Source organism: Pseudophaeobacter sp., from assembly GCF_048267565.1.
Classification (GTDB): Bacteria; Pseudomonadota; Alphaproteobacteria; order Rhodobacterales; family Rhodobacteraceae; genus Pseudophaeobacter; species Pseudophaeobacter profundi.
Window position 1 is genome coordinate 62,768 of sequence record NZ_JBLWXG010000003.1, and the last position, 25,706, is coordinate 88,473.

At 60.8% G+C, this 25,706-nt stretch carries 26 protein-coding genes; 19 read left to right on the plus strand and 7 right to left on the minus strand.

What is annotated here, in order from left to right; genetic code table 11:
* Positions 1 to 9: 9 nt before the first annotated feature.
* Positions 10 to 1,626, minus strand: coding sequence for an acyl-CoA carboxylase subunit beta (locus tag ACN0VH_RS08800; protein ID WP_417700385.1), 1,617 nt, complete (start codon positions 1,624 to 1,626; stop codon positions 10 to 12).
* Between the two features lie 82 nt (positions 1,627 to 1,708).
* Positions 1,709 to 3,526, minus strand: coding sequence for an acyclic terpene utilization AtuA family protein (locus ACN0VH_RS08805; protein ID WP_417700386.1), 1,818 nt, complete (start codon positions 3,524 to 3,526; stop codon positions 1,709 to 1,711).
* Between the two features lie 259 nt (positions 3,527 to 3,785).
* Here ACN0VH_RS08805 and pcaF point away from each other — a divergent pair, with 259 nt between their 5' ends.
* From pcaF to ACN0VH_RS08900, 19 genes are all read left to right on the plus strand, one after another.
* Positions 3,786 to 4,988, plus strand: coding sequence for a 3-oxoadipyl-CoA thiolase (gene pcaF / locus ACN0VH_RS08810; protein ID WP_278923188.1), 1,203 nt, complete (start codon positions 3,786 to 3,788; stop codon positions 4,986 to 4,988).
* Between the two features lie 30 nt (positions 4,989 to 5,018).
* The gene (gene paaA, locus ACN0VH_RS08815) at positions 5,019 to 5,996 is read left to right on the plus strand and encodes a 1,2-phenylacetyl-CoA epoxidase subunit PaaA (RefSeq protein ID WP_278923189.1); all 978 of its coding nucleotides are present in this window, start codon (positions 5,019 to 5,021) and stop codon (positions 5,994 to 5,996) included.
* Between the two features lie 53 nt (positions 5,997 to 6,049).
* A complete protein-coding gene (gene paaB, locus ACN0VH_RS08820; protein ID WP_278923190.1) occupies positions 6,050 to 6,334 on the plus strand; it encodes a 1,2-phenylacetyl-CoA epoxidase subunit PaaB in 285 nt (94 codons plus the stop codon).
* A complete protein-coding gene (gene paaC / locus ACN0VH_RS08825; RefSeq protein ID WP_417700387.1) occupies positions 6,334 to 7,107 on the plus strand; it encodes a 1,2-phenylacetyl-CoA epoxidase subunit PaaC in 774 nt (257 codons plus the stop codon). The genes paaB and paaC overlap by 1 nt, the downstream gene beginning before the upstream one ends.
* Before the next feature lie 147 nt (positions 7,108 to 7,254).
* Positions 7,255 to 7,728 (plus strand): 1,2-phenylacetyl-CoA epoxidase subunit PaaD, encoded by a 474-nt coding sequence (paaD, locus tag ACN0VH_RS08830; protein ID WP_278923192.1) that lies wholly within the window; start codon positions 7,255 to 7,257, stop codon positions 7,726 to 7,728.
* A gap of 10 nt (positions 7,729 to 7,738) precedes the next feature.
* Positions 7,739 to 8,812, plus strand: a complete 1,074-nt coding sequence (locus ACN0VH_RS08835) for a 2Fe-2S iron-sulfur cluster-binding protein (RefSeq protein WP_278923193.1) — start codon at positions 7,739 to 7,741, stop codon at positions 8,810 to 8,812.
* A 25-nt stretch (positions 8,813 to 8,837) separates the two neighbouring features.
* Positions 8,838 to 9,602: a Phenylacetic acid catabolic protein gene (locus ACN0VH_RS08840; protein ID WP_278923194.1), complete on the plus strand. Its 765-nt coding sequence runs from the start codon at positions 8,838 to 8,840 to the stop codon at positions 9,600 to 9,602.
* Between the two features lie 140 nt (positions 9,603 to 9,742).
* The gene (locus ACN0VH_RS08845; RefSeq protein WP_417700388.1) at positions 9,743 to 10,606 is read left to right on the plus strand and encodes a branched-chain amino acid aminotransferase; all 864 of its coding nucleotides are present in this window, start codon (positions 9,743 to 9,745) and stop codon (positions 10,604 to 10,606) included.
* Positions 10,607 to 10,695: 89 nt separating this feature from the next.
* The gene (locus ACN0VH_RS08850; RefSeq protein WP_278923196.1) at positions 10,696 to 11,151 is read left to right on the plus strand and encodes a universal stress protein; all 456 of its coding nucleotides are present in this window, start codon (positions 10,696 to 10,698) and stop codon (positions 11,149 to 11,151) included.
* A 167-nt stretch (positions 11,152 to 11,318) separates the two neighbouring features.
* On the plus strand, positions 11,319 to 11,882 hold the full coding sequence (locus ACN0VH_RS08855; RefSeq protein WP_232403272.1) for a NifU family protein: 564 nt from the start codon (positions 11,319 to 11,321) through the stop codon (positions 11,880 to 11,882).
* A 102-nt stretch (positions 11,883 to 11,984) separates the two neighbouring features.
* Positions 11,985 to 12,608, plus strand: a complete 624-nt coding sequence (gene tsaB / locus ACN0VH_RS08860; protein WP_278923197.1) for a tRNA (adenosine(37)-N6)-threonylcarbamoyltransferase complex dimerization subunit type 1 TsaB — start codon at positions 11,985 to 11,987, stop codon at positions 12,606 to 12,608.
* The gene (gene rimI, locus ACN0VH_RS08865; protein ID WP_278923198.1) at positions 12,601 to 13,026 is read left to right on the plus strand and encodes a ribosomal protein S18-alanine N-acetyltransferase; all 426 of its coding nucleotides are present in this window, start codon (positions 12,601 to 12,603) and stop codon (positions 13,024 to 13,026) included. The genes tsaB and rimI overlap by 8 nt, the downstream gene beginning before the upstream one ends.
* Before the next feature lie 169 nt (positions 13,027 to 13,195).
* Positions 13,196 to 14,194 carry a BMP family lipoprotein gene (locus ACN0VH_RS08870; protein WP_278923199.1) on the plus strand — a complete coding sequence of 333 codons (999 nt, stop codon included), beginning with the start codon at positions 13,196 to 13,198 and terminating at the stop codon, positions 14,192 to 14,194.
* A 16-nt stretch (positions 14,195 to 14,210) separates the two neighbouring features.
* Positions 14,211 to 14,450: a hypothetical protein gene (locus ACN0VH_RS08875; protein ID WP_417700391.1), complete on the plus strand. Its 240-nt coding sequence runs from the start codon at positions 14,211 to 14,213 to the stop codon at positions 14,448 to 14,450.
* Positions 14,447 to 15,976, plus strand: coding sequence for an ABC transporter ATP-binding protein (locus ACN0VH_RS08880; protein ID WP_417700392.1), 1,530 nt, complete (start codon positions 14,447 to 14,449; stop codon positions 15,974 to 15,976). The genes ACN0VH_RS08875 and ACN0VH_RS08880 overlap by 4 nt, the downstream gene beginning before the upstream one ends.
* Complete coding sequence (locus ACN0VH_RS08885; RefSeq protein ID WP_278923202.1) at positions 15,977 to 17,071, plus strand: ABC transporter permease; 1,095 nt, start codon at positions 15,977 to 15,979, stop codon at positions 17,069 to 17,071.
* A complete protein-coding gene (locus ACN0VH_RS08890) occupies positions 17,071 to 18,036 on the plus strand; it encodes an ABC transporter permease (protein WP_278923203.1) in 966 nt (321 codons plus the stop codon). Before ACN0VH_RS08885 ends, ACN0VH_RS08890 begins: the two co-directional genes overlap by 1 nt.
* Positions 18,037 to 18,231: 195 nt before the next feature.
* Positions 18,232 to 19,152, plus strand: coding sequence for a sulfite exporter TauE/SafE family protein (locus ACN0VH_RS08895; RefSeq protein WP_278923204.1), 921 nt, complete (start codon positions 18,232 to 18,234; stop codon positions 19,150 to 19,152).
* A gap of 2 nt (positions 19,153 to 19,154) precedes the next feature.
* A complete protein-coding gene (locus tag ACN0VH_RS08900; protein ID WP_278923205.1) occupies positions 19,155 to 19,934 on the plus strand; it encodes a TIGR02186 family protein in 780 nt (259 codons plus the stop codon).
* A 288-nt stretch (positions 19,935 to 20,222) separates the two neighbouring features.
* Here the strand turns inward: ACN0VH_RS08900 and ACN0VH_RS08905 are convergent, their stop codons facing one another.
* The 5 genes from ACN0VH_RS08905 to ccrA form a co-directional block, all read right to left on the minus strand.
* A complete protein-coding gene (locus ACN0VH_RS08905) occupies positions 20,223 to 20,975 on the minus strand; it encodes an SDR family oxidoreductase (RefSeq protein ID WP_417700395.1) in 753 nt (250 codons plus the stop codon).
* Positions 20,972 to 22,507 carry an ATP-dependent DNA helicase gene (locus ACN0VH_RS08910; protein WP_278923207.1) on the minus strand — a complete coding sequence of 512 codons (1,536 nt, stop codon included), beginning with the start codon at positions 22,505 to 22,507 and terminating at the stop codon, positions 20,972 to 20,974. The genes ACN0VH_RS08905 and ACN0VH_RS08910 overlap by 4 nt, the downstream gene beginning before the upstream one ends.
* 73 nt (positions 22,508 to 22,580) lie before the next feature.
* Complete coding sequence (locus ACN0VH_RS08915) at positions 22,581 to 23,222, minus strand: acyl-homoserine-lactone synthase (protein WP_278923208.1); 642 nt, start codon at positions 23,220 to 23,222, stop codon at positions 22,581 to 22,583.
* 118 nt (positions 23,223 to 23,340) lie between these two features.
* Positions 23,341 to 24,060, minus strand: a complete 720-nt coding sequence (locus tag ACN0VH_RS08920) for a helix-turn-helix transcriptional regulator (protein ID WP_278923209.1) — start codon at positions 24,058 to 24,060, stop codon at positions 23,341 to 23,343.
* 287 nt (positions 24,061 to 24,347) lie between these two features.
* Entirely contained in the window at positions 24,348 to 25,634 is a 1,287-nt protein-coding gene (gene ccrA, locus ACN0VH_RS08925; RefSeq protein WP_417700397.1) for a crotonyl-CoA carboxylase/reductase, read from the minus strand.
* Positions 25,635 to 25,706: the final 72 nt, after the last annotated feature.

Below are 25,706 nucleotides of genomic sequence, written 5' to 3' on the forward strand. Positions count from 1 at the left end.
GCGCCCCCCTCAGGCCCGCCCAACGCCAAAGGCATTGGGGTTCAGATCACGGCGGCGCGCCTCTTGGCAGGTGGCCAGACAAAAGCCGATGACCGCCCGACTGTCGCGTGGGTCGATCATCCCCATATCCAGCATCCGCCCCGAAGTGAAAAACGCATCCGACTGGCCATCAAAATGGGCGGTGATACCCGCGCGCTGCTTGGCCAGGCGGGCTTCATCCACCGCGACGCCTTTGCGCTCGGCGGTGCGGCGCGCCACCTGTTCCATGGTCAGCGCGGCCTGCGCCCCACCCATCACGCCCGTCATGGCATTTGGCCAGGTGAACAGGAAATCCGCGCCAAAGGCATGGCCACACATACCGTAGTTGCCAGCGCCAAAACTGGCCCCGGTATAAAGCGAGATCTTGGGCACCCGCAGGTTGGTCACCGCCTGGATCATTTTTGATCCATGTTTGATCATGCCCCCGCGCTCATAGGCGCTGCCCACCATATAGCCGGTGGTATTGCCCAGGAAAATTACTGGCGTGCCCGCCTGATCCATCAGTTGCAGAAAATGCGTTGCCTTGGTGGCACCATCCGGGTCAATCGGGCCATTGTTGCCCAGAATGCCCACTGGCTGCCCCATTATATGCGCCTGCAGGCAGACCAGCGCCGCGCCGTAGCCGGGCTTGAAATCCCGCAACACAGACCCATCCACCAGCCGCGCCGCCAGTTCACGCATGTCATAGGGTTTGCGGTAGTCCGCCGGGATGGCCCCGGCCAGCTCTTCGCTGTCATATTGGGGCGGATCATAGGCGACGGCGGGCGCAGCGCAGTTTTGCCAGCCCAGTCCCGCCACCACATCACGGGCAATTTCCAGCCCATGGGCATCATCTTCGGCCAGGTATTCCACCAGGCCCGTGACCTCTGCATGCATCTCGGCACCGCCCAGTTCGACGTCACTGGCCACTTCACCCGTTGCCGCCTGTACCAGGGCCGCCCCTGCCAGCATCGCCATGCCGTTGCCCTTCACCCCGATCACATAGTCCGATAGCCCCGGCTGATAGGCACCGCCAGCGGTTGAGGCACCATGCAGCACCGTGATAACCGGATTGCCCGCCGCCGACAGCCGCGCCAGACCGGCAAACATGCCCCCGCCATGCGCCCAGAGTTCAACCGTGTAGCGCATCAGATCGGCCCCGGCGCTTTCGACCAGATGCACAAAGGGCAGCTTTTGCTTCAGCGCGATATCTATCGCCCCCAGCGCCTTGTCCACCGACTTTCCCGTCATCGCCCCGGCATTGATGCCCGCATCATCAACAAAAACCAGACAGCGCACCCCAGAGACATAGCCTATCCCCAGTATGATAGAGGCACCGGGGATCGAGCTCTCTGGATCGGGGTCATCCACCAGATAAGAGGCCATATTGTAGAGTTCGACAAAGGGCAGACCCGGATCCAGCAGCGCCGCCAGGCGTTCACGCGGCGACAGCTGGCCGCGTTTGTCAAAGACCGGGCGGCGTTCCTCTGATTTGGCAGCGGCGCGGGCCTCAAGGGCGCGCATCCGGTCAACCAGTGCCAGCATCTCGGCGCGGTTGCGGGTAAAGCTGTCACTGGAGGGGTTGATCTTGCTGTGAAACGCCGTCATCGAAGGGTCCTTATTGCATAAGCCAGAGCAGAGCGGCGAGCCGCAGGCAGGGCCTGTTGCACCAGGCGATAGTCAAACACCATCAGCCCTGCCCCCGCAGTCGTTCCAGAAGATCAGCATCCACCAAAACCGGGGCAGCAAGCAAGAGCTGGGCATAGCCCTTGGCCTGCGGGTCATTGCGCAGCGACGAGGTCCCGCCACCACCCAGCGCCCCATGCAGCACTATGTTCATCGCAAAGCACTCCGGCAGGTAGAAGCGTTCAATCGCGGCCTGCTCTACCGCGTCGCTCTCTTGTAAAAAGTGGCCAAAAACCCGCCGCAGATGCGCAGGCGTCAGCGCCGCCCAGATCCAGGGCATCAGGCCGGGGTCGCGGGCCAGCACACCGATATTGGCGATATCGCCCTTGTCGCCACTGCGCGCCCAGGCCAGATCAATCAGTGGCACCTCGCACAGCCGGTCGGCCTGTGGGGTCACAGGGGGGGATGGTCGAGCCGGGGCAACAACCGCCGGGCCGGGCTGGGCAACATAGTCAATTGCGCCAAAGTCATCCGACACCCGCACAGCGACCTGATCCTTGGGCGTCAGGTAGGAAAACAATGCCAGCACCGGCGTCGGTTTTGGCCGCGCCCCGGCAAAGCCGCTCAGCCCCGGAGGCGTCGCCAGGCCCAGCCCAGTGGCCTCTTTCAGGAACAGGGCAACGGCGCGGGCATCTGGGTGGCGCACGGCGATCTTGGCCACGACCTCGCGCTGCGGGCCTGCCTGACGCATCGCGCCAAACTGGCTCTCCGCGCCCAGCAGCTCGACGCTGACATCGGTGAAATCCGGCGCTTGCATCCGGCGCAGCGCCGCGCGACAGCGCCGAAGCACGGTGTCGGCAAAGTGGCGCGCCTTCTCCTCGGCCTCCAACCCGTAGAAGCTGAAGACATGCCCCGTACGAAAGCCATCCGCATAGGTCAGACAGGTCTTGTAGCTCGCCGGAACGCCAGTGCCGCGCGCCCCTGCCACCCGCAAGCGGTCCGGCGCAATCTGCGTCAGGCGCACCTGCGAAAAATCGCAGGCCACATCCGGCAAGAGATAGGCCTGCGGATCGCCGATCTCATATAGCAGCTGCTCTCCCACCGTGGCGCGCGACACCAGACCGCCGGTGCCTGCAGGTTTGGTCACATCAAAACTGCCATCGGGGCCTATCTCGGCAATCGGATAGCCAATGTTCTCAAGATCCTGCGCCACCGCGCGCCAATCGGTGAAATTGCCGCCGGTGGCCTGGGGGCCACATTCCAGAATATGGCCCGCCAGACTGCCGCCCGCCAGGGCATCCAGATCCTGCGGCCCCCAGCCAAAGTTGTGTATCGCCGCGCCCAACGTCACGGCGCTGTCAACGCAGCGGCCCGTGATGACGATATCCGCCCCCCGGTCCAGCGCCTGCGCAATTGGAAAGCCCCCCAGATAGGCATTGATACTGGCAATCTGCCCCAAAGGCGGCATCGGAGCGCCAGAAAACATATCGCCCGGAGCGCGGGCGGCGACCTTGTCGCGCTGCGCCATCAGGTCATCGCCGGTGATCACCGCTACCCGCAGGGCCAGCCCCTGCGTCTTGATCTCAGCCCGCAGCGCTGCCGCGCAGGCCTCTGGGTTCACGCCGCCCGCGTTAGAAATGATCCGTAGTCCCTGCCGGGCGATCTCGGTCAGGTTTGGCGCCATGGCCGACGTGATGAAATCCGTGGCATAGCCCGCCGTCGCATCCCGCGACCGGGCCCGCGCCAAGATCGCCATGGTGATCTCGGCCAGGTAATCATAGACGATAAAGTCCAGCCCCCCAGCCGCCAGCAATTGCGGTGTCGCCAGGCTGGCATCACCCCAGAAACCACTGGCTCCGCCAATGCGCAATTGCTGTGACATCTGCGCCTCTCTCCTATCCTGTCTCGCTCCGGCCAAGAACAGACCGATCGTTCTGTTTACCGTGGTGCAGACAGCGCCCAACGCGCAAGGAAAAATCCAAAAGTCTGCTCAGGACGTTAAGTCACAAGCCCAGACATGTTACAGAGTTATCAAATATTGCATTTTAATGTTACGTTTTACTTGCCTCGAATCGGCGATAGGCTTAACACCGACCCAACGGTCGGCTTATTCAGCCAACAGATCAGGAGACGCGCTCACCATGGATGCATTCATCTGCGATGCCACCCGCACCCCCATTGGCCGCTACGGCGGCGCCCTATCCCAGGTTCGCACCGATGATTTGGCGGCTGCGCCAATCGCCGCGCTGGCCGCCCGCAATCCGCAGGTCGATTGGGCCAGCATCGATGATGTGATCTTTGGCGATGCCAACCAGGCTGGCGAAAGCAATCGCAATGTGGCCCGTATGGCCGCCCTGCTGGCCGGCCTGCCCGTGGATGTGCCCGGCACCACAATCAACCGGCTCTGCGCCTCTGGCATGGATGCGGTTGGCATGGCCTCCCGTGGGATCCGCGCAGGCGATTATGACATGGCCATCGCAGGCGGGGTCGAAAGCATGAGCCGGGCGCCCTTTGTCATGCCCAAGGCCACATCCGCCTTTACCCGCGCCAATGCCGTTTATGACACCACTATCGGCTGGCGCTTTGTGAACAAGAAAATGCAGGCGCTGTATGGCACCGACTCGATGCCACAGACCGCAGATAATGTCGCCGCCGATTATGGCATCAACCGCGCCGACCAGGATGCCTTTGCCGCCCGCAGCCAGGCCCGTTGGGCCGCCGCGCATGCCGCAGGTGTCTTTGGCGATGAGATCACGCCTGTATCTGTGCCCCAGCGCAAGGGCGAGGCGCTGATCGTCGACACCGATGAACACCCCCGCCCCGGCACAGACGCTGACAAACTCGCCAAGCTGAAGGGCGTCAATGGCCCTGATCTGACAGTGACTGCCGGCAATGCCTCGGGCGTCAATGATGGTGCCGCCGCTATCTTGATGGCGAACGAGGCCGCCGCCGCCAAGAACGGGCTGAAGCCCATGGCCCGCATCGTCGGCATGGCCGCCGCCGGGGTTGAACCCCGTATCATGGGCATCGGCCCGGTGCCCGCCACCCGCAAGGTCCTGGCCCGCACTGGCCTGACCATCGAACAGATGGATGTGATAGAATTGAACGAGGCCTTTGCGAGTCAAGGCCTGGCGACCCTTCGGGAACTTGGAATTGCCGATGACGCCCCCCATGTTAACCCCAATGGTGGCGCCATCGCCCTTGGCCATCCGCTCGGCATGTCCGGTGCCCGTCTGGTGCTGACCGCCGCCTATCAGTTGCAACGCACCGGCGGGCGCTACGCGCTCTGCACCATGTGCGTTGGTGTCGGTCAGGGCACCGCCCTGATCCTGGAACGCGTCTAAGCCAGTAACCCCAACCGGGAGGAGCAAGTCATGTATGCACAGATGGTCAAATCCGAAGCCTCAACGGATGATCCGGAAAAGCTGGCCGCCTTTCAGGCCCGCATTGATGCCGGCGAAAAGATCGAGCCCAAGGACTGGATGCCTGCGGGCTATCGCAAGACCCTGATCCGCCAGATCGGTCAGCACGCCCATTCGGAAATTGTCGGCCAGCTGCCCGAAGGCAACTGGATCACCCGCGCGCCGACACTGGAACGCAAGGCGATCCTGCTGGCCAAGGTGCAGGACGAGGCTGGCCACGGTCTCTATCTCTATTGTGCCGCAGAAACGCTGGGCGTATCGCGCGATGAGCTGACCGAGATGCTGCTGGATGGGCGGATGAAATACTCCTCCATCTTCAACTATCCAACCCTGAACTGGGCCGATATGGGCGCGGTGGGCTGGTTGGTGGATGGCGCGGCCATTTTGAACCAGGTGCCGCTGCAGCGGACCTCCTTTGGTCCCTATTCGCGCGCCATGATCCGGGTCTGCAAAGAAGAGAGCTTCCATGCGCGCCAGGGCTTTGATGTGATCCGCAAGATGGCCAATGGCACCCCCGCGCAAAAGAAAATGGCACAGGACGCGCTCAACCGGCTGTGGTTCCCGGCTCTGATGATGTTTGGGCCGTCAGATGCCGATTCCGTGCACTCGACCCAGTCGATGGCCTGGAAGATCAAGATGAACACCAATGACGAGCTGCGCCAGAAATTCGTCGACCAGACAGTGCCGCAGATCGAATTCTTGGGGCTCGATCTGCCAGACGCTGGCATCAAATGGAACGAAGAGCGCGGTCACTATGACTATTCCGATCCCGATTGGGACGAATTCTTTGATGTGATCCAGGGCAATGGCCCCTGCAACACCGACCGGCTCGCAGCGCGCAACAAGGCCTGGCAAGACGGCCAGTGGGTGCGCGATGGCTTGCTGGCCCATGCCCGCAAGACGGCCGCCCGCAAGGTCGCCGCCGAGTAAACAACCGCCTCCCTGCCCCTCGCGCAGGACCGCACAGCCAGGAGAACTGAGCTATGAAAAACGAATGGCCCCTCTGGGAAGTCTTCATCCGTGGCCAGCATGGTCTAAGCCACCGTCACGTCGGCAGCCTGCATGCGCCGGATGCGGAAATGGCGATCAAGAATGCCCGCGATGTCTATACCCGCCGCAATGAGGGCGTGTCGATCTGGGTGGTCGAAGCCAATCATATCGCCGCCTCTTCGCCCAGCGACAAGGGTCCGCTGTATGAACCTTCCGAGAGCAAGGTCTACCGTCACCCCACGTTCTTTGACATCCCCGATGAAGTGGGGGCAATGTAATGGCCGCGACGCTTACGCAAGATGAGGCCCTGTTCCAGTTCCTGCTGCGCATGGGCGACAACACCCTGATCCTGGGGCACCGGGTCAGCGAATGGTGCGGCCATGCGCCGGTGCTGGAAGAAGATATTGCCCTGGCCAATACCGCACTGGATCTGATTGGTCAGACCCAGATGTGGCTGGGCCTCGCCGGAGAGGTGCAGGGCGCAGGAAAATCCGCTGACGATCTGGCGTTTCTGCGTGATGTCTGGGATTTTCGCAATGTGCTGCTGGTCGAGGTTCCAAACGAGGATTTTGGCCGCACCCTGATGCGCCAGTTCCTGTTTGATGCCTGGCATTCGATCCAGCTGGGCCATCTGATGAAATCTTCAGATCCGCGCATCTCCGCCATTGCAGCAAAGACCTCGAAAGAGGTGGCCTACCACCTGGAGCGCTCTGCCGATACGGTTGTGGGACTGGGCGACGGCACCGAGGAAAGCCATGGTTTCATGCAGGCGGCTCTGGACTACCTCTGGCCCTATGTCGGCGAAATGTTCACATCAGACGCTGTCGATGCGGCCATGGTCGACGCGGGCATCGCACCGGATCCGGCCGCCTTGCGCAGCGATTATGACGCGCTGATCCTGCGGGTTCTGGGGGATGCAACGCTGACCGTTCCCGACAGCCGCTTCGCCCATAAGGGGGGGCGCACCGGCGCCATGCATACCGAACACCTGGGGCATCTGTTGACCCATATGCAATGGCTGCAACGCGCCTATCCCGGCGCCAGCTGGTAGATCGAAAGTGAACGCATAGGGCAGCGCATGTCCGCGGGCGGAAGCAAATCGCCCGCCGTTTTGCCGGGGGCAAACCTCCGGCTTGGCAGGGGTGGACGGGTGCTGCCCGACCTATCGGTCGGGTGGGCATATCCAAGGATGGATCGCATGAATCAAGTCTTCGAAAAACCAAGCACAGACCAGATCTGGGAATGGCTCGACGCGGTGCCAGACCCGGAAATCCCGGTGATCAGCCTGGTCGATCTGGGCATCATTCGCGGCGTTGAATGGCAAGACGACACGCTTGTGGTCTCTGTCACGCCGACCTATTCCGGCTGCCCGGCAACGGCGATCATCAATCTTGATATCGAAACCGCGCTGCGGGACCGAGGGATCGACAAGATCCAGCTGAAAACCCAGATTTCACCCGCCTGGACCACCGACTGGATGTCCCAGAAGGGCCGCGCCAAGCTGGAAGACTATGGCATTGCGCCGCCCCAGGCGGCGGGTGGCCCGGAACGCTGCCCCAATTGCCAAAGCAAGAATGTCACCCGTGTGAGCCAGTTCGGCTCTACCCCCTGTAAGGCACACTGGCGTTGCCAGGACTGTCTTGAACCCTTTGATTATTTCAAGTGCATCTGAGGAGAGCTCCATGGCGCGCTTCCACCAACTCGACGTTACCGATGTCCGCAAAACTATCCGCGATGCGGTTGTCGTCTCGCTGAAACCCAGCGCAGACGCCGAAGGCGACTTTGATTTCACCCAAGGCCAGTACCTGACCTTTCGTCGCGATTTTGACGGCGAAGAACTGCGACGCAGCTATTCGATCTGTGCAGGCAAAGACGACGGCATCCTGCAGGTTGGCATCAAACGGGTGGATGGCGGAGCCTTTTCGACCTGGGCCAATACCGAACTGAAGCCAGGCGACAAGATCGAAGCCATGCCGCCCATGGGCAGTTTCTTTACGCCGCTGGATGCGGCAAGCCATAAAAACTATCTTGGCTTTGCTGGTGGGTCTGGTGTCACCCCGGTGCTGTCGATCCTGAAAACCACCCTCGCAGCCGAGCCAAACGCATCATTCACGCTGGTTTACGCCAACCGGGGCGTCAATACGATCATGTTCCGCGAAGAGCTGGAAGATCTGAAAAACCTGTATATGGGGCGGTTCAACGTCATCCATATTCTGGAATCCGACGCCCAGGACATTGATCTGTTCACCGGCTTGGTCACGCAGGAAAAATGCGCGCAGCTGTTTGAGAACTGGATTGACATCAAATCGGTCGACACCGCCTTCATTTGTGGCCCCGAGCCCATGATGCTCGGCATCGCCGCTGCCCTGCGCGACGCCGGGCTGGAGGAAGCGCAGATCAAGTTTGAGCTCTTTGCCAGCGCCCAGCCAGGGCGGGCCAAACGCAAGGCCAACGGCGGCACTGCAGCCAGCCGCGACAATCAGACAAGCGCCGCCATCACCCTGGATGGCGCCACCCAGACCGTGCAGATGGGCAAGGACACAACGCTGCTGGATGCGGCGCTGGAAAACGCCATGGACGCGCCCTATGCCTGCAAGGCCGGGGTCTGCTCCACCTGTCGCTGCAAGGTGATCGAGGGCGAGGTAGAGATGGTCGCCAACCATGCGCTTGAAGATTACGAGGTCGAGAAGGGCTATGTCCTGTCCTGCCAGGCCTTTCCAGTGACCGATAAGGTTGTTGTCGATTACGATCAATAACGCGTTCAATAGGGAGGGAGACCCAATGGCCGAAGACATGAGCATCGAAAGCTACCTGGCCCAGGGCGGCATGCTGAGCAATCCTGCCAATGTGCCGCCGCGCTACCGTGCGGCGCTGTTGAAACTGATGGCAACCTTCGTGGACAGCGAACTGGCCGGCGCGGCGGGCTTCGCCGAGGTGATAAACCAGGGCCCCGGCATCAAGGCGCGCATTGCAGCCGCCAAAATCGTGATGGAAAAGAGCGGTAATGCCGACCGGGTGCTGGCCATCATGGGAACCTTTGGTGCCGATACCAAACGCTATGCCGATCATCACCCCTGGACCGCCCGGCTGGCGCGCAGCGCCGATATCGGCCAGCGTCGCTCGGATCATGATATGCGGCTGGCGGTCTTCAACTACCCGCTGCAGGGCTGGGACGATGCGGTGGTGATGAACCTGTTGATGGGGCGCGCCGTCACACTGCAACTGGCTGAGTTTTCGCTGATCTCCTATCAGCCCCTGGCCGAAGCCTTTCGCGCCGTAGCCCCGGTCGAAGCCCATCATGCCGATCTCGCCGAAAAGGGGCTGGCCTGGCGGATCAAGACCAACGGCCCAGCCGGGCTGCAAGACAGTATCGACTATTGGTGGCCACGGGTCGCCGCCAGTTTTGGCACCGAAGACTCTGCCGCCTTTGAGGGCCTGCAAGCCCTTGGCCTGCGCCGCACCCCCAATGAGGTGCTCAAGACCCGCTGGCAGGCAGAAGCCGGTGCTCTGGTGACACAGCTGGGCCTCACACCGCCCGCCGCATAGCGGTGCCATAGCTCTGGCCCACCTGCCCCTTGATGGCCCCTTCAACGGGGCAGAGATATGGCAGGCGGGGCGGAAAAAAGGTCTGGCCCTCTGACCTTCTAATGCCTAGTTTTGCAGCACATACTGACGGGGGAAAGACCATGGCCATAAGCAAAACCATTCGCACCTATTTTCAGGGAAGCTGGCATGACGGCGATCTGGCGGTGCTCAAGGCGGCGGATCACGCCATGTGGCTGGGCTCCTCCGTGTTTGACGGGGCGCGCCTTTTTGAGGGCATGACCCCGGATCTGGATCTGCACTGCGCCCGGACCAATGCCTCGGCCGAGGCCCTGATGATGACACCCACCATTCAGACCAGCGATATGGTCGAAATCGCGCTGGAAGGCCTGAAAGGGTTTGCCCCCGGCGCGGCGGTCTATATTCGCCCGATGTACTGGGCCACAAATGGCGATGCCACGCTGATCGCTCCGGCAGCAGACAGCACCGAATTTGCGCTCTGCCTGGAAGAAATCCCCATGGCCCCGGCAGAGGCGAGCGCCACCCTGACCCGCACCCAGTTCCGCAGACCGCTGCTGGAAAACGCCGTGGTCAACGCCAAGGCCGGCTGCCTCTATCCCAACAATGCCCGGATGTTGCGCGAAGCCCGCAACAAGGGTTTCAGCAATGCGCTGGCCCTGGATGCCATGGGCAATGTGGCGGAAACAGCCACTGCCAACATCTTTATGGTGCGCGATGGTGAGGTCTTTACCCCGATCGCAAATGGCACTTTTCTGGCCGGGATCACCCGCGCACGCCATATCGCCAACCTGCGGGCAGACGGCGTCACCGTGCATGAAACCGTGCTTGGCTATCAGGATTTTGAAGACGCGGATGAAGTCTTCATGTCTGGCAATATGAGCAAGGTAACCCCCGTGACCGCCTTTGACAGCTGCAGCTATCCGGTGGGGCCAGTGGCAAAACGCACCCGTGCGCTGTACTGGGACTGGGCCGCCAGCAATAGCTGACAGGGGGCGCGACAGGCTTCTGTGTCATGGCTATTGTTGCGCAGCCCCGATTGCGGCATGATCCCTGCCAGATCAACCAGAGGCTAAACATGCGCAAATTCCTTGTTGTACTTGATGACAGCCGTGAATGTCTGAATGCCATGCGCTTTGCCGCCATGCGCGCAGCAAAGACCGGCGGAGGTGTCGCCATCCTGTCCGTCATCCCACCGGATGAGTTCAATCACTGGATTGGCGTCGGAGAAGTCATGCGTGAAGAGGCGCGGGAACGCATTCACGCCCATTTTGAAGTCTTCGCCAAATGGATGCGGGATCGGCAGGGGGTAGACCCCGAACTGATCATCCGCGAAGGCGAAGCCGTGCCTGAAATCATGGCCCAGATCGAAGCCGATACCGAAATTGGCGTGCTGGTTCTGGGGGCGGGGAACGACCGCAAAGGCCCCGGCCCGCTGGTTACCCAGCTCAGCAAATCCTCGGGCAGCCTACAGGTGCCAATCACCATCGTGCCCGGCGATCTGTCGAAAGACCGCCTGGATGCCATCACCTAAGCGCCGCAACCACTGGTCGCGGCCTTGGCCTGGGCGGGCTGTGACATGCTGGCGGGCGTAGGGGAAAAAGCACTTGCCAGGCGGCGCCTACAAACTTAGAATAATTCTAAACCTTGACTTGATGCCCCTCGGGGCGCATATCGACCAGATAATTCTTGGAGGCCCCAATGTTTATTCAGACCGAATCCACGCCCAATCCGGCGACGCTGAAATTCCTGCCGGGTCAGACCGTTCTGGACGCAGGAACCGCTGATTTCCCCAGCGCCGACACCGCCGGCAGCTCGCCGCTGGCGACGCGCATCTTTGCTGTCTCGGGCGTGAACGGCGTCTTCTTTGGCAATGATTTTGTCACTGTAACCAAAGCGGATACCGTGGAGTGGGACCATATCAAACCCGCCATCCTGGGCGCCATCATGGAGCACTATCAATCCGGCCAACCCATTGTGGATGCAGGCGGCGAACAGGCCTCTGGCCATGCAGAACACAGCGGTGAGAACGGCGAAATCGTCGACCAGATCAAAGAATTGCTGGACAGCCGCGTGCGCCCTGCCGTGGCCCAGGATGGCGGGGATATCACCTTCCACGGCTTTGATCGCGGTGTTGTTTACCTGCATATGCAGGGGGCCTGCGCGGGCTGCCCTTCGTCGACCTTGACGCTGAAAATGGGCATCGAAAACCTGTTGCGCCACTATATTCCCGAAGTCACCGAAGTACGCCCCGTCGCCGTTTGACCCGTCGCCGTTTGACCTGGTGTCGCCTGATCGGGCCATCGGGAGATCAGGCACTGCCGAACAGCTGCGGACCACTGGCGCGCAACCTGAAAGGAAAATCGGATGGGCCCCAAGCCCCTGATTCTTGGCTTTGACACCTCGGCCGCGCATTGCGCGGCCGCTTTGCTGCAAGGTGATGTGGTGCTGGCAGAACGTTTTGAAGCCCACACACGCGGCCAGGCAGAACGGTTGATGCCGCTGATCGAAGAGATCCTAACCGAGACGGGCCAGAGCTGGTCCGACCTTGATGCCATCGGGGTTGGGGTCGGACCTGGAAACTTCACTGGCATCCGCATTGCTGTTTCTGCCGCCCGTGGTCTTGCTCTGGGGCTGGAGGTGCCTGCAATTGGCGTCTCGGGGTTTGACGCCCGTGCGCGTAGCGGCAGCCTGGCAGCGGTGCCCGCGCCCCGTGGCCAGGTCTACGCCCAACTGCCCGGCGAGAATGCGCCGCGTCTGATGCCCGAGACAGAGGCCGAAGACGCCGCCCGCAGCGCCGGGCTGAGCTTCGCGCCTGAGGCTTCTCCCGCAGGCTTGGCGCAGCAGATCGCAAAACAGGCCTGCCGCCGCTATCTGGCACATCTAGAGACCGATACCCTGACCGAGATCGCCCCCCCTGCACCGCTGTATCTGCGCGCCGCCGATGCGGCCCCGGCCCGCGATGTGCCACCGCAATTGATTGATGGCTGATCCGCTGACCCCACAGCAGATGGCACAGATCCATGCTGCCGCCTTCACCCAATCGCGCCCTTGGTCGCAAGCGGAATTCACCGCCCTGCTGGACAGCCCGCTGGTGCTGGCCTGTGGTGATGCCCGCGCCTTTGCCCTGGTGCGGCTTGTCGCGGATGAAGCCGAGCTGCTGACCCTTGCCACCCACCCGGCACATCAACGCCAGGGGCTGGGCCGCGCCGTGATGCAAACCTGGCAGGCCCAGGCCAAGCTGCGCGGCGCAACAGAGAGCTTCCTGGAAGTGGCCGCCGACAATGCCCCGGCGCTCTCGCTGTACGAAAGCGAGGGATTCGCCGTCTGCGGCCGACGCCGGGGTTATTATCCGCGCAGAAATGGCACTTCGGTCGACGCGATCGTGATGCAAAGAGGGTTACGTTAGGCAAGCCGCACGGATTTCGCACCGATTGGTCAAAAAGCGGTTGACCCCCTACCTGCGCAAAGGGCTAAATTGCCACACCTTTTTATAACACACCCTGTGGGGCCAATCAGGTCTGCTCTGGCGGACCGCAACGGGCCACCGTGCGGAATAACAAACCGGGAGTACCTTTATGACGCTGATGAAATCCCTGATGGGCGCAGCTGCGACGCTGGCTCTGACTGCGGGCGCTGCCCTGGCCGAACCTGCGCTGATCTTTGATCTGGGCGGCAAGTTCGACAAGAGCTTTAACGAAGCGGCCTTTGGCGGTGCTCAGCGGTGGGCCGAGGAAACCGGCGGCTCGTTCCGCGAAATTGAACTCCAGTCCGAAGCCCAGCGGGAACAAGCGCTGCGCCGCTTTGCAGAGGCTGGTGCCAACCCCATCGTCACCATGGGCTTTGGCATGGCCGATCCGCTCAGCTCGGTTGCGCCGGACTATCCTGACACCAAATTCGTCGTGATCGACGTGACCTGGCTGGATGTCCCCAATATCCGTCAGGTTGGCTTTGCCGAACACGAAGGCTCTTATCTGGTTGGCATGATGGCGGCGATGGCCTCCAAGACCGACACGGTTGGCTTTGTTGGCGGCATGGATGTGCCCCTGATCCGCCACTTTGGCTGTGGCTACGCCCAGGGCGTCAAGGCGGTGAACCCCGATGCAAAGATCATTGCCAACATGACCGGCACCACACCTGCCGCCTGGAATGACCCGGTCAAAGGCTCTGAACTGACCAAGGCGCAGATCAGCCAGGGCGCTGATGTGATCTATGCCGCCGCTGGCGGGACTGGCGTTGGCGTGCTGCAAACTGCTGCGGACGAAAACATCCTGTCGATCGGCGTCGACAGCAACCAGAACCACCTGCACCCAGGCAAGGTCCTGACTTCGATGCTGAAACGCGTCGACGTCGCCGTCTATGATGCGATGATCGCAGGCGAAGCCGTCGAGACTGGTGTCTTCTCCATGGGTCTGGCCGACGATGGCGTCGGCTATGCGCTGGATGAATATAACGCAGACCTGATCACCGATGAAATGAAGGCCGCCGTTGACGCCGCGCGCCAGAAGATCATCGACGGCGAGATTGAAGTTGTCTCTTACTATGCCGACAACAGCTGCCCTGCGCTGAAGTTCTAAGCAAAGACCCCAGGCCATGACAATGTGTCTTCATACCTTGTTTTCGGCCTGGGGTTCCCCATCGCCTGATGCGCCTGCCATCCAGTGGCAGGCGGCAATTGGGTTCAACATCAATTCCTCTGATCGAAACGCGCCGATGCCCAAGCCGGGGCAGCTGGCTGTGTCTTTGGCCATGGATCCCGCCAATGCGGCGCGACATCCTGCATCCAAACGATGCCCCATGATCGGATTTTCACGCATGGGAGAGCCCGATTGACTGCCCCCGCCATTGAACTCAAAGGGATTTCAAAATCCTTTGGCCCGGTTCAAGCAAACAAAGATATCTCCATCCGCGTCGCCCCCGGTACCATCCACGGTATAATCGGGGAGAATGGCGCTGGAAAATCCACCCTGATGAGCATCCTCTACGGCTTTTACAAAGCCGATAAGGGCGAGATCTGGATCAACGGCAACCGCACCGAAATCCCCGACAGCCAGGCCGCTATCGCAGCGGGCATCGGCATGGTATTTCAGCACTTCAAGCTGGTGGAAAACTTCACCGTGCTGGAAAACATTGTGCTAGGTGCCGAAGACGGCGGCTTGTTGATGCCATCGCTGTCCAAGGCCCGCAAGATCCTCAAAGAGCTTGCCGCCGAATATGAACTGCATGTCGACCCGGACAAGCGCATTGATGAAATCGGCGTGGGCATGCAGCAGCGGGTAGAGATCCTCAAGGCGCTGTATCGTCAGGCCGACATCCTGATCCTGGATGAGCCAACCGGGGTGCTGACCCCGCCCGAGGCCGACCAGCTGTTTCGCATTCTGGACCGGCTGCGGGCCGAGGGCAAAACCATCATCCTGATCACCCACAAGCTGCGCGAAATCATGGATGCCACCGACACCGTTTCCGTCATGCGGCGTGGTCAGATGACTGCCACGGTTAAAACAGCCGAGACCAGCCCAGAACATCTGGCCGAGCTGATGGTAGGCCGCAAGGTGTTGCTGCGGGTTGATAAAGTACCTGCCAAACCCGGCAAACCGATCCTGGAAATCGAACAGCTACGCGTGGTGGACGAGGCTGGCGTCGAGCGCCTCAAGGGGATCGACCTGACCCTGCGCGCCGGGGAAATCATGGGCATCGCAGGGGTCGCAGGCAATGGCCAGTCGGAACTGCTAGAGGTGCTGGGCGGTATGCGCAGCGGCGAAGGTGCGATCCGGCTCAACGGGGTGGATCTGCCGCTGCAGGGGGCCGGATCTGATGCCCGTGCCCGCCGCGCCGCGCATGTGGCACATGTGCCGGAAGATCGGCAAAGCGAGGGGCTGATCATGGGCTTTCATGCCTGGGAAAACGTCGCCTTTGGCTACCACCACGCGCCGGAATACCAAAAAGGGCTATTGATGAACAACGCCGTCCTGCGCGCCGATACCGAGGCGAAGATGGCCAAGTTTGACGTCCGCCCCCCGGATCCCTGGCTTGACGCCAAGAGCTTTTCTGGCGGCAACCAGCAGAAAATCGTGGTCGCCCGCGAGATTGAGCGCAACCCGGATCTGCTGCTGATTGGTCAGCCCACCCGTGGCGTCGACATTGGTGCCATTGAATTCATTCACAAACAAATCGTCGCGCTGCGCGATCAGGGCAAGGCGATCCTGCTGGTCTCGGTCGAGCTGGAAGAGATCCTGTCGCTGGCCGACCGCGTTGCGGTGATGTTTGATGGCAGGATCATGGGCGAACGTGCCGTCGACCAAACCGATGAGAAAGAGCTGGGCCTGATGATGGCCGGTGTCGCGGGGGAGGCCGCGTAAATGGAAAAAATGCCTAAATGGGCCGATGTCGTGCTTATCCCCTTGATCAGCCTGCTGCTGGCTGCCGGCCTTTCGGCGCTGGTGATCCTTGCGATTGGCGAAGACCCTGCTGCGGCGGTCAAGCTCATGGTTGATGGGGCGCTTGGCTCCAGCTATGGCTGGGGCTACACGCTGTATTACGCCACCAACTTCATGTTCACGGGCTTGGCGGTTGCGGTTGCAGCCCATGCCGGATTGTTCAATATCGGCGGCGAAGGTCAGGCCATGCTTGGTGGGTTGGGCGTCGCGCTGATCTGCCTGTTCATTCCCTGGCCGCACTGGACGCTGGCGCTGCTGTTTGCCACCCTGGGTGCAGGCCTGTTTGGTGCTGCCTGGGCGGCCATCCCGGCCTATCTGCAAGCCAAACGCGGCAGTCACATCGTCATCACCACCATCATGTTCAACTTCATCGCCGCTGCGGTACTGAACTATGTGCTGGTCAACGTGCTGAAGCCCCCCAGTTCGATGGATCCGGCCTCGGCCCGGTTCAGCGATACGATACATCTGCCCACGCTGCATGAATTGCTGACGCCGCTTGGCATTGCCTTTTCAAAATCGGCCCCTGCCAATGTCAGCCTGCTGGTGGCCATTGCCGCCTGCCTGGCGGTCTGGCTGCTGATCTGGCGCACCCCGCTGGGGTTTGAAATCCGCGCCTTTGGCAAATCCGAGGCAGGCGCCCGCTACGCCGGGATTTCACCAGTGAAAATCACCATCATCACCATGATGATCTCGGGCGCATTGGCCGGAATGATGGCAATCAATAACGTCATGGGCGAGGCCGAGCGCCTGGTGCTCAACGCGACAGAAGGCGCCGGCTTCATCGGCATCGCCGTCGCCTTGATGGGGCGCAACCACCCCTTTGGCGTCTTTCTGGCCGCGATCCTGTTTGGCTTTCTCTATCAGGGCGGCGCTGAACTGGCACTCTGGACCAATATCCCGCGCGAACTGATCGTGGTGATCCAGGCGCTTGTCATCCTGTTCACCGGGGCGTTGGACAATATGGTGCGCATCCCGCTTGAACGGATCTTCCTAGCCCTGCGCAAGGAGAGCAACTGATGGATTTCATCACTCTGATTCAGGTGCTGGACAGCACCGTCCGCCTGGCCACGCCGCTGTTGCTGGCCTGTCTTGCCGGGCTCTATTCGGAACGGGCCGGTATTTTTGATATTGGCCTGGAAGGCAAGATGTTGATGGCGGCGTTCTTCTCTGCGGCTGTTGCTGCGGTGACTGGCAATGTCTGGCTGGGCCTTCTGGCCGGGATCGCCGCATCAATGCTGCTTTCGGCGCTGCATGGGCTTGCCTCGATCACCTTTCGTGGAAATCAGCTGATTTCCGGCGTGGCCATCAACTTTCTTGCCGCAGGTTTGACCGTGTTGATCGCGCAGGATTGGTTCAAACAGGGCGGGCGCACGCCCTCGCTGCTGACCGAGGGTCGCTTTGGCCCCCTCACCTTTCCCTTTGCCGACAGTCTGCGCGATGTGCCGATATTCGGCCCGATCTATTCCGAACTGCTCTCGGGGCATTCCATCCTGGTCTATCTGGCATTTCTGGCAGTGCCCGCAACTTGGTGGATCCTCTACCGGACCCGCTTTGGCCTGCGCCTGCGCGCGGTGGGGGAAAACCCGGCTGCGGTGGATACCGCTGGCGTTTCCGTCATTGGACTGCGCTTTGCCGCCGTTGCCATCTGTGGCCTGCTCTGCGGTATTGCCGGCGCCTATCTGGCCACCGCGCTGCAGGCGGGCTTTGTCAAAGATATGACTGCCGGGCGCGGTTTTATCGCCCTGGCGGCGCTGATCTTTGCCAAATGGCGGCCCTGGCAGGCGATGGGGGCCTGTCTGCTGTTTGGTCTGCTGCAGGCCGTGGCCCTACGGTTCCAGAATATCGAACTGGGCTCTGTGACCATCCCGGTGCAGGTGATGGACGCCCTGCCCTATATCCTGACCGTGGTGATTCTGGCGGGGTTTGTCGGCAAGGCAATCCCACCGCGATCTGGTGGCGAACCCTATGTGAAAGAGCGCTAAGCCGCCCTGTCTGATACAATTTGCAAGGCCCGCACCACCCCTGGTTGCGGGCCTTTTATTTACCCTGCCGATCGCCCCTTCCCCAATGCGTGCAGAGTCGGGGATAGGTCCAGTTTCCTTTTTAAAATCAGTCCTGCCTGCTGCAAAGCGGCATCCTCAGTTGATTTTTTTGTGGCCCTGCGCTCTAACCTATGTATGCAAGTCTATCTTCCCATCGCCGAAGTTTCGGGCAACGCCTTCCTCCTGCTCAGCGCTGGCGGCATCGTGGGCATTCTTTCCGGCATGTTTGGCGTGGGTGGCGGCTTTTTGTTGACCCCCATATTGTTTTTCATCGGCATCCCGCCTGCGGTTGCCGTCGCTACGGGTGCCAACCAGATCGTTGCGTCTTCTTTTTCTGGTGTGCTGGCGCATTTCCGAAGGCGAACGGTTGATGTCAAGATGGGCATGGTTCTGCAGGCGGGCGGCCTGGTCGGCGCCGCTGTCGGGGTATTGGTGTTCAACTATCTCAAGAGCCTCGGCCAGGTCGACCTATTGGTCACCCTCTTCTATGTCGTCTTCCTTGGGATTGTTGGCAGCCTCATGTTCATTGAGAGCCTCAATGCCATTTTCAAATCCCGACGTGCCGGCGGTGCCAAGACCCTGCGGCGTCAACGCGGCTGGGTACATGCCCTGCCCTTCAAGATGCGGTTTCGCACCTCCGGCCTCTATATTTCAGTTATTCCGCCAATTCTGGTTGGTCTTCTGGTTGGCATCCTGACCGCCATCATGGGGGTGGGCGGTGGCTTCATCATGGTGCCCGCCATGATCTACATTCTGGGGATGCCAACAAAGGTGGTTGTCGGCACCTCGCTGTTTCAGATCATTCTTGTCACTGCCTTCACCACAATGCTGCACGCCACGACCAATCAGACCGTCGATATCGTGCTGGCAGTACTGCTGCTGATCGGCGGCGTCGTCGGGGCACAGATTGGCACCCGCATTGGCGTCTATCTCAAGGCCGAACAGCTGCGCATTCTCTTGGCGCTGATGGTCATCTTCGTCTGCGTCAAACTGGGGCTCGACCTCTTGCTCATGCCGGATGAACTCTACACGCTTGGCGCCGCCGGGGAGCATTGACCATGATTTCCCGCACTCTCTTGCCTGCGCTGTTTGCCCTGCTCACCCTGGCCACAGCCGGCTATGCCACCCAGGAAGAGGTGGTTCTTGGCCTCAGCCAGGACCGGGTTGCCATCACTGCCAATTTTGACGGCTCTGAAATCTTGATCTTTGGTGCCATCAAACGCGAAACCAAAATCCCCGACGGCCCGCCCCTGCAGGTTATCGTGGCGGTCTCTGGCCCGACCTCGCCGGTCACTGTGCGCCGCAAGGCCAAACGCATGGGGATCTGGGTCAATACCGACAGCGTCCTCGTCGATTCAGCTCCGAGCTTTTATGCCATCGCCACCAGCGCCCCCTTCCGTGAAACGATCACAGATACCGAAGATCTGCGCTATAGGGTCTCTATTGCCCGCGCCATCCGGTCTGTGGGGGCCGCGATGAATATCCGCGACGCCCAGAATTTTGCCAGGGCTGTGGTGCGCATCCGCGAAAAAGAGGGGCTGTATTCCCTGCGTGAAAACACTGTGGCGGTGGATCAGCAAACCCTGTTTCGCACCGCCATTGAAATGCCCGCCGATGTGACCGAGGGACTCTATAGCGCCCGCATCCTCCTGACCCGCGCCGGAGAGGTGATCTCCAGCTTTGAGACCGACATCGATGTGCGCAAGGTCGGACTGGAGCGGTTTCTCTACGGCATGTCGCGCGAACAGCCCTTCCTCTATGGGCTGATGTCGCTGGCCATTGCCATTGTGGCAGGCTGGGGCGCCTCTGCCGCCTTCCGGCTTCTGCGCAACAGCTAGGGGCTGGGGCTCTGGCCCAGTTGCTGGCCTCACTTGTTTGCCGCCGGGTCAAGGGCCGCCTCTGGCGGCCGCGCCTTGGCGCGGTTCACCCTTGAGGCGGCGGCAAATCCACAGATCCTGAAGATGGTCGTGATGCGGCAGACTGCCGCGTCACGACCTCTCAGCAGCACCTGTCTTTTGCGCCGCGCAAGCGCGGCGCCCGGCCCAACGGGCTGACATGCCCGACAGGGCTTTGCAGCTGGGCGGGAGAGCCCTCGGGCCCAAGGCAGGTGCCCAAGGGCGCGTGGCTCAGCCGCGACCGATATAGGGCATTTTGGTGGCCATCACTGTCATGAACTGCACATTGGCCTCTGGTGGCAGCTCTGCCATGTGCAGCACCGAACGGGCGGCGTCTTCCACCGCAAAGCTCTGCATCGGGCTACCTTGCGGATCGGTCACCGCCTGGCGGGCGCTTAGATCTTCAACCATGGGGGTGCGGGCATTGCCGATGTCAATCTGGCCACAGGCAATATCAAAGGCGCGCCCATCCAGGGACAGGCTCCGGGTGAGGCCGGTAATGGCGGATTTTGTCGCCGCATAGGGCGCCGAATTGGGCCGGGGCACCTGGGCGGCAATGGATCCATTGTTGATGATCCGCCCGCCCTGGGGCGACTGCCGCCGCATCTGGCGAAAGGCCGCCCGGGCTGCCAGAAACATGCCGTTAAGGTTCACATTGACGCTGGCATACCAATCTTCCAGCGCGATTTCATCAATGGTGCCAGCCGGGGTAAAGATCCCGGCATTGTTGAACAAGACATCCAGACGCCCGGTCTGCATGACAAAGTGATTGACCGCATGATCCACCGCCGTGGCATCGGTTACATCCGCCGAGAGCACCGTCGCGTTGATATGCCCCATGGCCACCTCTTCCAGCGCTGATTGACGGCGCGCCAATAATCCCACATGCCAGCCCTTGCTCAGGCATAGCTCTGCCACCGCCCGCCCAATGCCAGAACTGGCCCCAGTGATCAGAATGGACTTTGCCGATATCTCTTGGCTCATAGTGGTGCCTCTTCTTGCATTTCCAGGGTCAAGGCAGCAGCCGGGGCGGCCTTCAGATCATCGACCCGCAGCGGGCCTGTTGGCTTGGACAGGCGGTTGCGCACCACCCAGATCAGGCGTTCCTGTGCTCGCGTGATCGCCACATAGGCCAGACGTTTCCACAGCGGCTGCCCCGCCTCAACCCGGCCCATGCGCGCTGCGGCATAGATATCCGGTGCAAAGACCTGGGTGGTATCCCACTGAGAACCCTGGGCCTTGTGGATGGTCACCGCCGCCCCATGCAGGAAGGTGGCGCCCATACGGGCCGCATAGGGAATAAAGGGCTCTTCCTCGTCCGGCATTTCGATCTTGACGATCGAAGCGGCGGAAACCTGCGGATCCTCGGCCCCCATCACATGCAGGCGTGAAAACCCCGGCTTGCGCCCCGGCCCAAGATAGACCACCTGCGCCCCCTTGATCAGGCCGCGCGCCTCCAGGTCAAGCCGCTTTTTCCGATGCTTCAGGGGCAATTCAAGACCATCACAGATCAAGGGTTCCCCTTCGGCCAGGGCATCGGCGGGGGCACCATGCACGGCGCGAAAGGCATTGATCAGGCGAATACGGGTGGCATTGCGCCAAACCAGCACCGGGCTGCGCGCCATCAGGTCCACCTCGACCCGGCTGCCCCAGACCACCCGGTCATCACGGGCTGCGGTCTCTTCGATCATGCGCTCGAAATCTTCAAAGCTCAGCGCCGGGTCCGCCAGAGCATGGGCCAGATCCAGAATCGGGTTATCCGCCTCTTGGCGGTGCACCCGATGCAACACCAACTGGCGGGCGGGTGGCAGGGTTTCAAACACCATAGAGCCAGATTGATTGACCGGTGCCAGCTGCGCCGGATCCCCAAAGAGCACCAGATTTGGAAAGATCTCTTTCAGATCTTCAAACTGGCGATCATCCAGCATCGAGGCCTCATCGACAAAACCGATATCAAGCGGATCTTCGCGGCGCTTCCAGCCAGTGATGAAATCAGACCCACGCAGCCCCGCCACTGCCAGGGCACCGGGAATGGATTTATTGGTTGCATAAAAGGCCGCGGCGCGGGCCAGGGCCTCTTCGCTCAGCCCTTCGATTTCTGGCTTTTCGCCATTGCCCGCCAGCCATTCGGCAACCCGTTCATATTCGGGATCATAGACCGGCGTATAAAGGATGCGGTGAATGGTGGTGGCTGGCACCCCGCGCAGGCGCAGCACGCTTGCCGCCTTGTTGGTGGGGGCCAGAATCGCCAGACTGCGGCGACCAGTCTTTTTACGACTTTCGTATTCGCCAGAGACCACCTCGACCCCTGCGCCTTCCAGCGTTTTATACAATTCCGCCAGCAAAAGCGTCTTGCCCGACCCGGCCTTGCCAATCACCGCCATGACCCCTGCCTCGCCCATGGGGGGCTGCAGCAAACCATCCTCAAGATCGACCCCCGCCTGACGCAACAGGGCGGCGACACTGTCAAAGGCAGAGGCCTGATCATCGGAGAATTTTACGGTCAAATCTGTCATGGCGCGACCCTATAACGCCGGGGTCGGCTGCGCCAGCGCAACCGACCCGCAGGATCCCGATCTTCGCAGCTTGTCAGCCGGCGTGGCGCAGCTGCAAGGGGTTGACCGTAGAACCAAGGGACAGATCAAACCACCGCTGCGAGAGCTGCGGCGAGACCCCTGCCCGCTGCGCCACCCGGTGATAGGCCTGCACGTTGTATTCCCACAGCCCCAGGCTGATACGGTCGCGCCCGGCCCCCATAGAGTTGATGATTTCCGGACTGAAACCAAGACTGCGATAGATCCGTACCATGCGGCGATCGAACACCCCGGCAAAATGCGGAATGGCCAGGTTGCGCATGATTTCCAACCCCGCCAGCGTCAGCGCCCCAGCAACCGAGCCACTGGCGTCGCGCGACAGGCAAAATCGGGTACATTCCCAGATCAGCGGGCTTGAAATCGGATTGCCGCCGGTAAGTTCTGGAAAGACGTCATTGACCATGACCGGCCCGGTTGTCGGCAAAAACCGCATAGAGCCACCATGACTGCCATCCGGCATTTCCCAGATAACATAAAGCGGGTTGAGCGCATCGTACTGGTCACGTTCTTCGCCATTGTAATCGACCTGAACGTCCCAGCCCAGCCGGGTTTGAAACTGATCTGCCCGGTCAACAAACATCGCATGTGCCAGTTTGGCATGGGCGTTCAAGTCATCGGCATAGATATAACGAAGCATAGCATTTGTCCCCTTTTGCTAGAAATGCAAGGGGAGTCTACGCGCGCCAAGCGAGTCCCCCCAAGCCACAAGAGAGGTCCGACAGGGCTTCAAGCGCGCAAGCGGTTGAAATCAGGCGTTAGATAATGACCATGCCACAGCTCACCGCGCGCGCAATTGCATGGGTTGTGTTCAATGCCCCCAGCTTAAAGCGCGCACTTTCGATATAGACCCGCAGCGTATGCTCGGAAATCGACAGGGTCTGGGCCACCTGCGCCCGGCTATAACCAATTCCCAGCAGGGTCAGCGCGTCCAATTCGCGCGGCGACAGCGGCTGGGCTTTCTCCGGTGCACGGTCCGGTTCAAACTCCAGCGCCTTGCGGTTCAGGAAATGCCCGATCAATATCAGATCTCGGCTGTGCTGTTCGGTAAACTTATCCCAATGAGCACCATCGCTGTGGTGACTAACCGAGAACAGCGCAAACTGGCCATTGGGGCCACGAATGGGAATCGAATAGCCCTGATTGCCCACCCCGTGTTCCATTGCATCCTTGAAAAATTCGCGGACCGGTTTGGGCGACCAGTCAAGACGACGCCAATCCACCGGGTGAAACCGCTGGTAGCAACCCGTCACAACCGGATCTATGCGCGTGTAGTTCTTCTCCTGATACAGCTGCGTCCACTCTGGCGGGTAGGTGCCAAAATAATAATGGTCCCCGGCGCTGTCGACCCAGTGATACATGGCATGGTCAATCGCAAAAACGGAACAGATTCTATCGATGATCGCCTGCAGCCCAGGCAGGGCTGTGGTTGCCTCCAGTGCCTCGAGTATTTCGTCCAATTCCGTGTTGGTCGCCATCGGTCTAAATGCCCATCATTTGAAAACGGCAGGGCGGTGAAACACACGCCAAATGCCAGGGCAAAGCAAAAGCCGCCCATTCCTGACGTTTTTGCTGCACTAAAAGGGACCAGGTCAACGGAATCCTGCGCGGCCGCTGGTTTTTATACCTGCCCTGCCTCTAAACGATGCCAAGGCGCCGCACTCCCCCGCATAGCAGGAAAGGCGGCGCCCGGTTTCAACCACAGGCCAGATGTTGGCGGCAGGCCAGATCTATCGCGTGGACAGGCCCAACCAGGGTTTCAGCCCTATTTGCCGGCCTCCAGCACATCCTCCAACGTGCGCAGCCCGGTCTTGGGTGCCTGAACCAGAACCGACATATTGCCGGGCTTATGTTCATTCCGCAGCATCTTCATATGTGCGCCAGGCAGATCAGCCCAGGCAAAGACTTCGGACATACAAGGATCCAACCGGCGTTCAACCATCAGTTTGTTGGCGGCAGCGGCCTGTTTCAAATGGGCAAAGTGCGAGCCCTGAAGGCGTTTCTGATGCATCCACATATAGCGGACATCAAAGGTCAGGTTGAAGCCGGACGTCCCGGCGCAGATCACCACCATGCCGCCCTTTTTGCACACGAAGGTCGAAACCGGGAAAGTCGCCTCGCCGGGGTGTTCAAACACCATATCGACATTGTTGCCCTTGCCTGTGATGTCCCAGATGGCGGCGCCAAATTTGCGCGCCTCTTTGAACCAGGCGGCATATTCCGGGGTGTTCACGGTGGGCATTTGCCCCCAGCATTTGAAATCCTTGCGGTTCAGCACGCCCTTGGCGCCCAGCCCCATCACGAAATCACGCTTGCTTTCATCTGAAATCACCCCGATGGCATTGGCACCAGCCGTATTGATCAACTGGATCGCATAAGAACCAAGCCCCCCCGAAGCGCCCCAGACCAGCACGTTCTGGCCCGGCTTCAAATCATGGGGTTCATGACCGAACAACATCCGGTAGGCAGTTGCCAGCGTCAGGGTGTAGCAGGCGCTTTCTTCCCAGGTCAGATGCTTGGGCCGCGGCATCAGCTGCTGCGCCTGGACGCGGGTGAACTGCGAAAACGACCCATCCGGTGTTTCATAGCCCCAAATCCGTTGGCTGGGCGAATACATCGGATCGCCACCATTGCATTCTTCGTCGTCGCCATCGTCCTGATTGCAGTGGATCACCACCTCATCGCCGACTTTCCAGCGTTTGACCTTGTCACCAACCGCCCAGACGATGCCCGCCGCATCCGATCCGGCAATGTGATAGGGGGCCTTGTGACCATCAAACGGAGAAATCGGCTTACCCAGCGCGGCCCAGACACCATTGTAGTTAACCCCAGCGGCCATCACCAGAACCAGCACATCATGGCTGTCGATCTCTGGCACCTCCACCACCTCTTGCAACATGGCGCTATCGGGTTCGCCGTGGCGCTCTTTGCGGATGGCCCAAGCGTACATCGACTTGGGGACATATCCCATGGGCGGCATTTCACCGAGCTCATAAAGATCTTTCTCAGGAGCCTCGTAAGACAGCGGTCCGGTCTGTGTGTCCAAAGCCATGGTGGCCTCCATTTCCAAGGGTCATTGCTGCGATGCAGAATCGCGGCTGCTACCTGATGGATAAAAATTGCC

Coding starts and splice junctions, on each gene's coding strand:
- ACN0VH_RS08890 (WP_278923203.1), top strand. CDS start 17,071: ATGGATTTCATCACTCTGATTCAGGTGCTGGACAGCACCGTCCGCCTG.
- ACN0VH_RS08840 (WP_278923194.1), top strand. CDS start 8,838: ATGGCCGAAGACATGAGCATCGAAAGCTACCTGGCCCAGGGCGGCATG.
- ACN0VH_RS08910 (WP_278923207.1), bottom strand. CDS start 22,507: ATGACAGATTTGACCGTAAAATTCTCCGATGATCAGGCCTCTGCCTTT.
- tsaB (WP_278923197.1), top strand. CDS start 11,985: ATGGGCCCCAAGCCCCTGATTCTTGGCTTTGACACCTCGGCCGCGCAT.
- ACN0VH_RS08875 (WP_417700391.1), top strand. CDS start 14,211: ATGACAATGTGTCTTCATACCTTGTTTTCGGCCTGGGGTTCCCCATCG.
- ACN0VH_RS08885 (WP_278923202.1), top strand. CDS start 15,977: ATGGAAAAAATGCCTAAATGGGCCGATGTCGTGCTTATCCCCTTGATC.
- ACN0VH_RS08920 (WP_278923209.1), bottom strand. CDS start 24,060: ATGGCGACCAACACGGAATTGGACGAAATACTCGAGGCACTGGAGGCA.
- paaD (WP_278923192.1), top strand. CDS start 7,255: ATGAATCAAGTCTTCGAAAAACCAAGCACAGACCAGATCTGGGAATGG.
- ACN0VH_RS08900 (WP_278923205.1), top strand. CDS start 19,155: ATGATTTCCCGCACTCTCTTGCCTGCGCTGTTTGCCCTGCTCACCCTG.
- ACN0VH_RS08855 (WP_232403272.1), top strand. CDS start 11,319: ATGTTTATTCAGACCGAATCCACGCCCAATCCGGCGACGCTGAAATTC.
- paaB (WP_278923190.1), top strand. CDS start 6,050: ATGAAAAACGAATGGCCCCTCTGGGAAGTCTTCATCCGTGGCCAGCAT.
- ACN0VH_RS08800 (WP_417700385.1), bottom strand. CDS start 1,626: ATGACGGCGTTTCACAGCAAGATCAACCCCTCCAGTGACAGCTTTACC.
- ACN0VH_RS08905 (WP_417700395.1), bottom strand. CDS start 20,975: ATGAGCCAAGAGATATCGGCAAAGTCCATTCTGATCACTGGGGCCAGT.
- ccrA (WP_417700397.1), bottom strand. CDS start 25,634: ATGGCTTTGGACACACAGACCGGACCGCTGTCTTACGAGGCTCCTGAG.
- ACN0VH_RS08845 (WP_417700388.1), top strand. CDS start 9,743: ATGGCCATAAGCAAAACCATTCGCACCTATTTTCAGGGAAGCTGGCAT.
- ACN0VH_RS08835 (WP_278923193.1), top strand. CDS start 7,739: ATGGCGCGCTTCCACCAACTCGACGTTACCGATGTCCGCAAAACTATC.
- paaA (WP_278923189.1), top strand. CDS start 5,019: ATGTATGCACAGATGGTCAAATCCGAAGCCTCAACGGATGATCCGGAA.
- paaC (WP_417700387.1), top strand. CDS start 6,334: ATGGCCGCGACGCTTACGCAAGATGAGGCCCTGTTCCAGTTCCTGCTG.
- ACN0VH_RS08915 (WP_278923208.1), bottom strand. CDS start 23,222: ATGCTTCGTTATATCTATGCCGATGACTTGAACGCCCATGCCAAACTG.
- ACN0VH_RS08895 (WP_278923204.1), top strand. CDS start 18,232: ATGCAAGTCTATCTTCCCATCGCCGAAGTTTCGGGCAACGCCTTCCTC.
- ACN0VH_RS08870 (WP_278923199.1), top strand. CDS start 13,196: ATGACGCTGATGAAATCCCTGATGGGCGCAGCTGCGACGCTGGCTCTG.
- rimI (WP_278923198.1), top strand. CDS start 12,601: ATGGCTGATCCGCTGACCCCACAGCAGATGGCACAGATCCATGCTGCC.
- ACN0VH_RS08850 (WP_278923196.1), top strand. CDS start 10,696: ATGCGCAAATTCCTTGTTGTACTTGATGACAGCCGTGAATGTCTGAAT.
- pcaF (WP_278923188.1), top strand. CDS start 3,786: ATGGATGCATTCATCTGCGATGCCACCCGCACCCCCATTGGCCGCTAC.
- ACN0VH_RS08805 (WP_417700386.1), bottom strand. CDS start 3,526: ATGTCACAGCAATTGCGCATTGGCGGAGCCAGTGGTTTCTGGGGTGAT.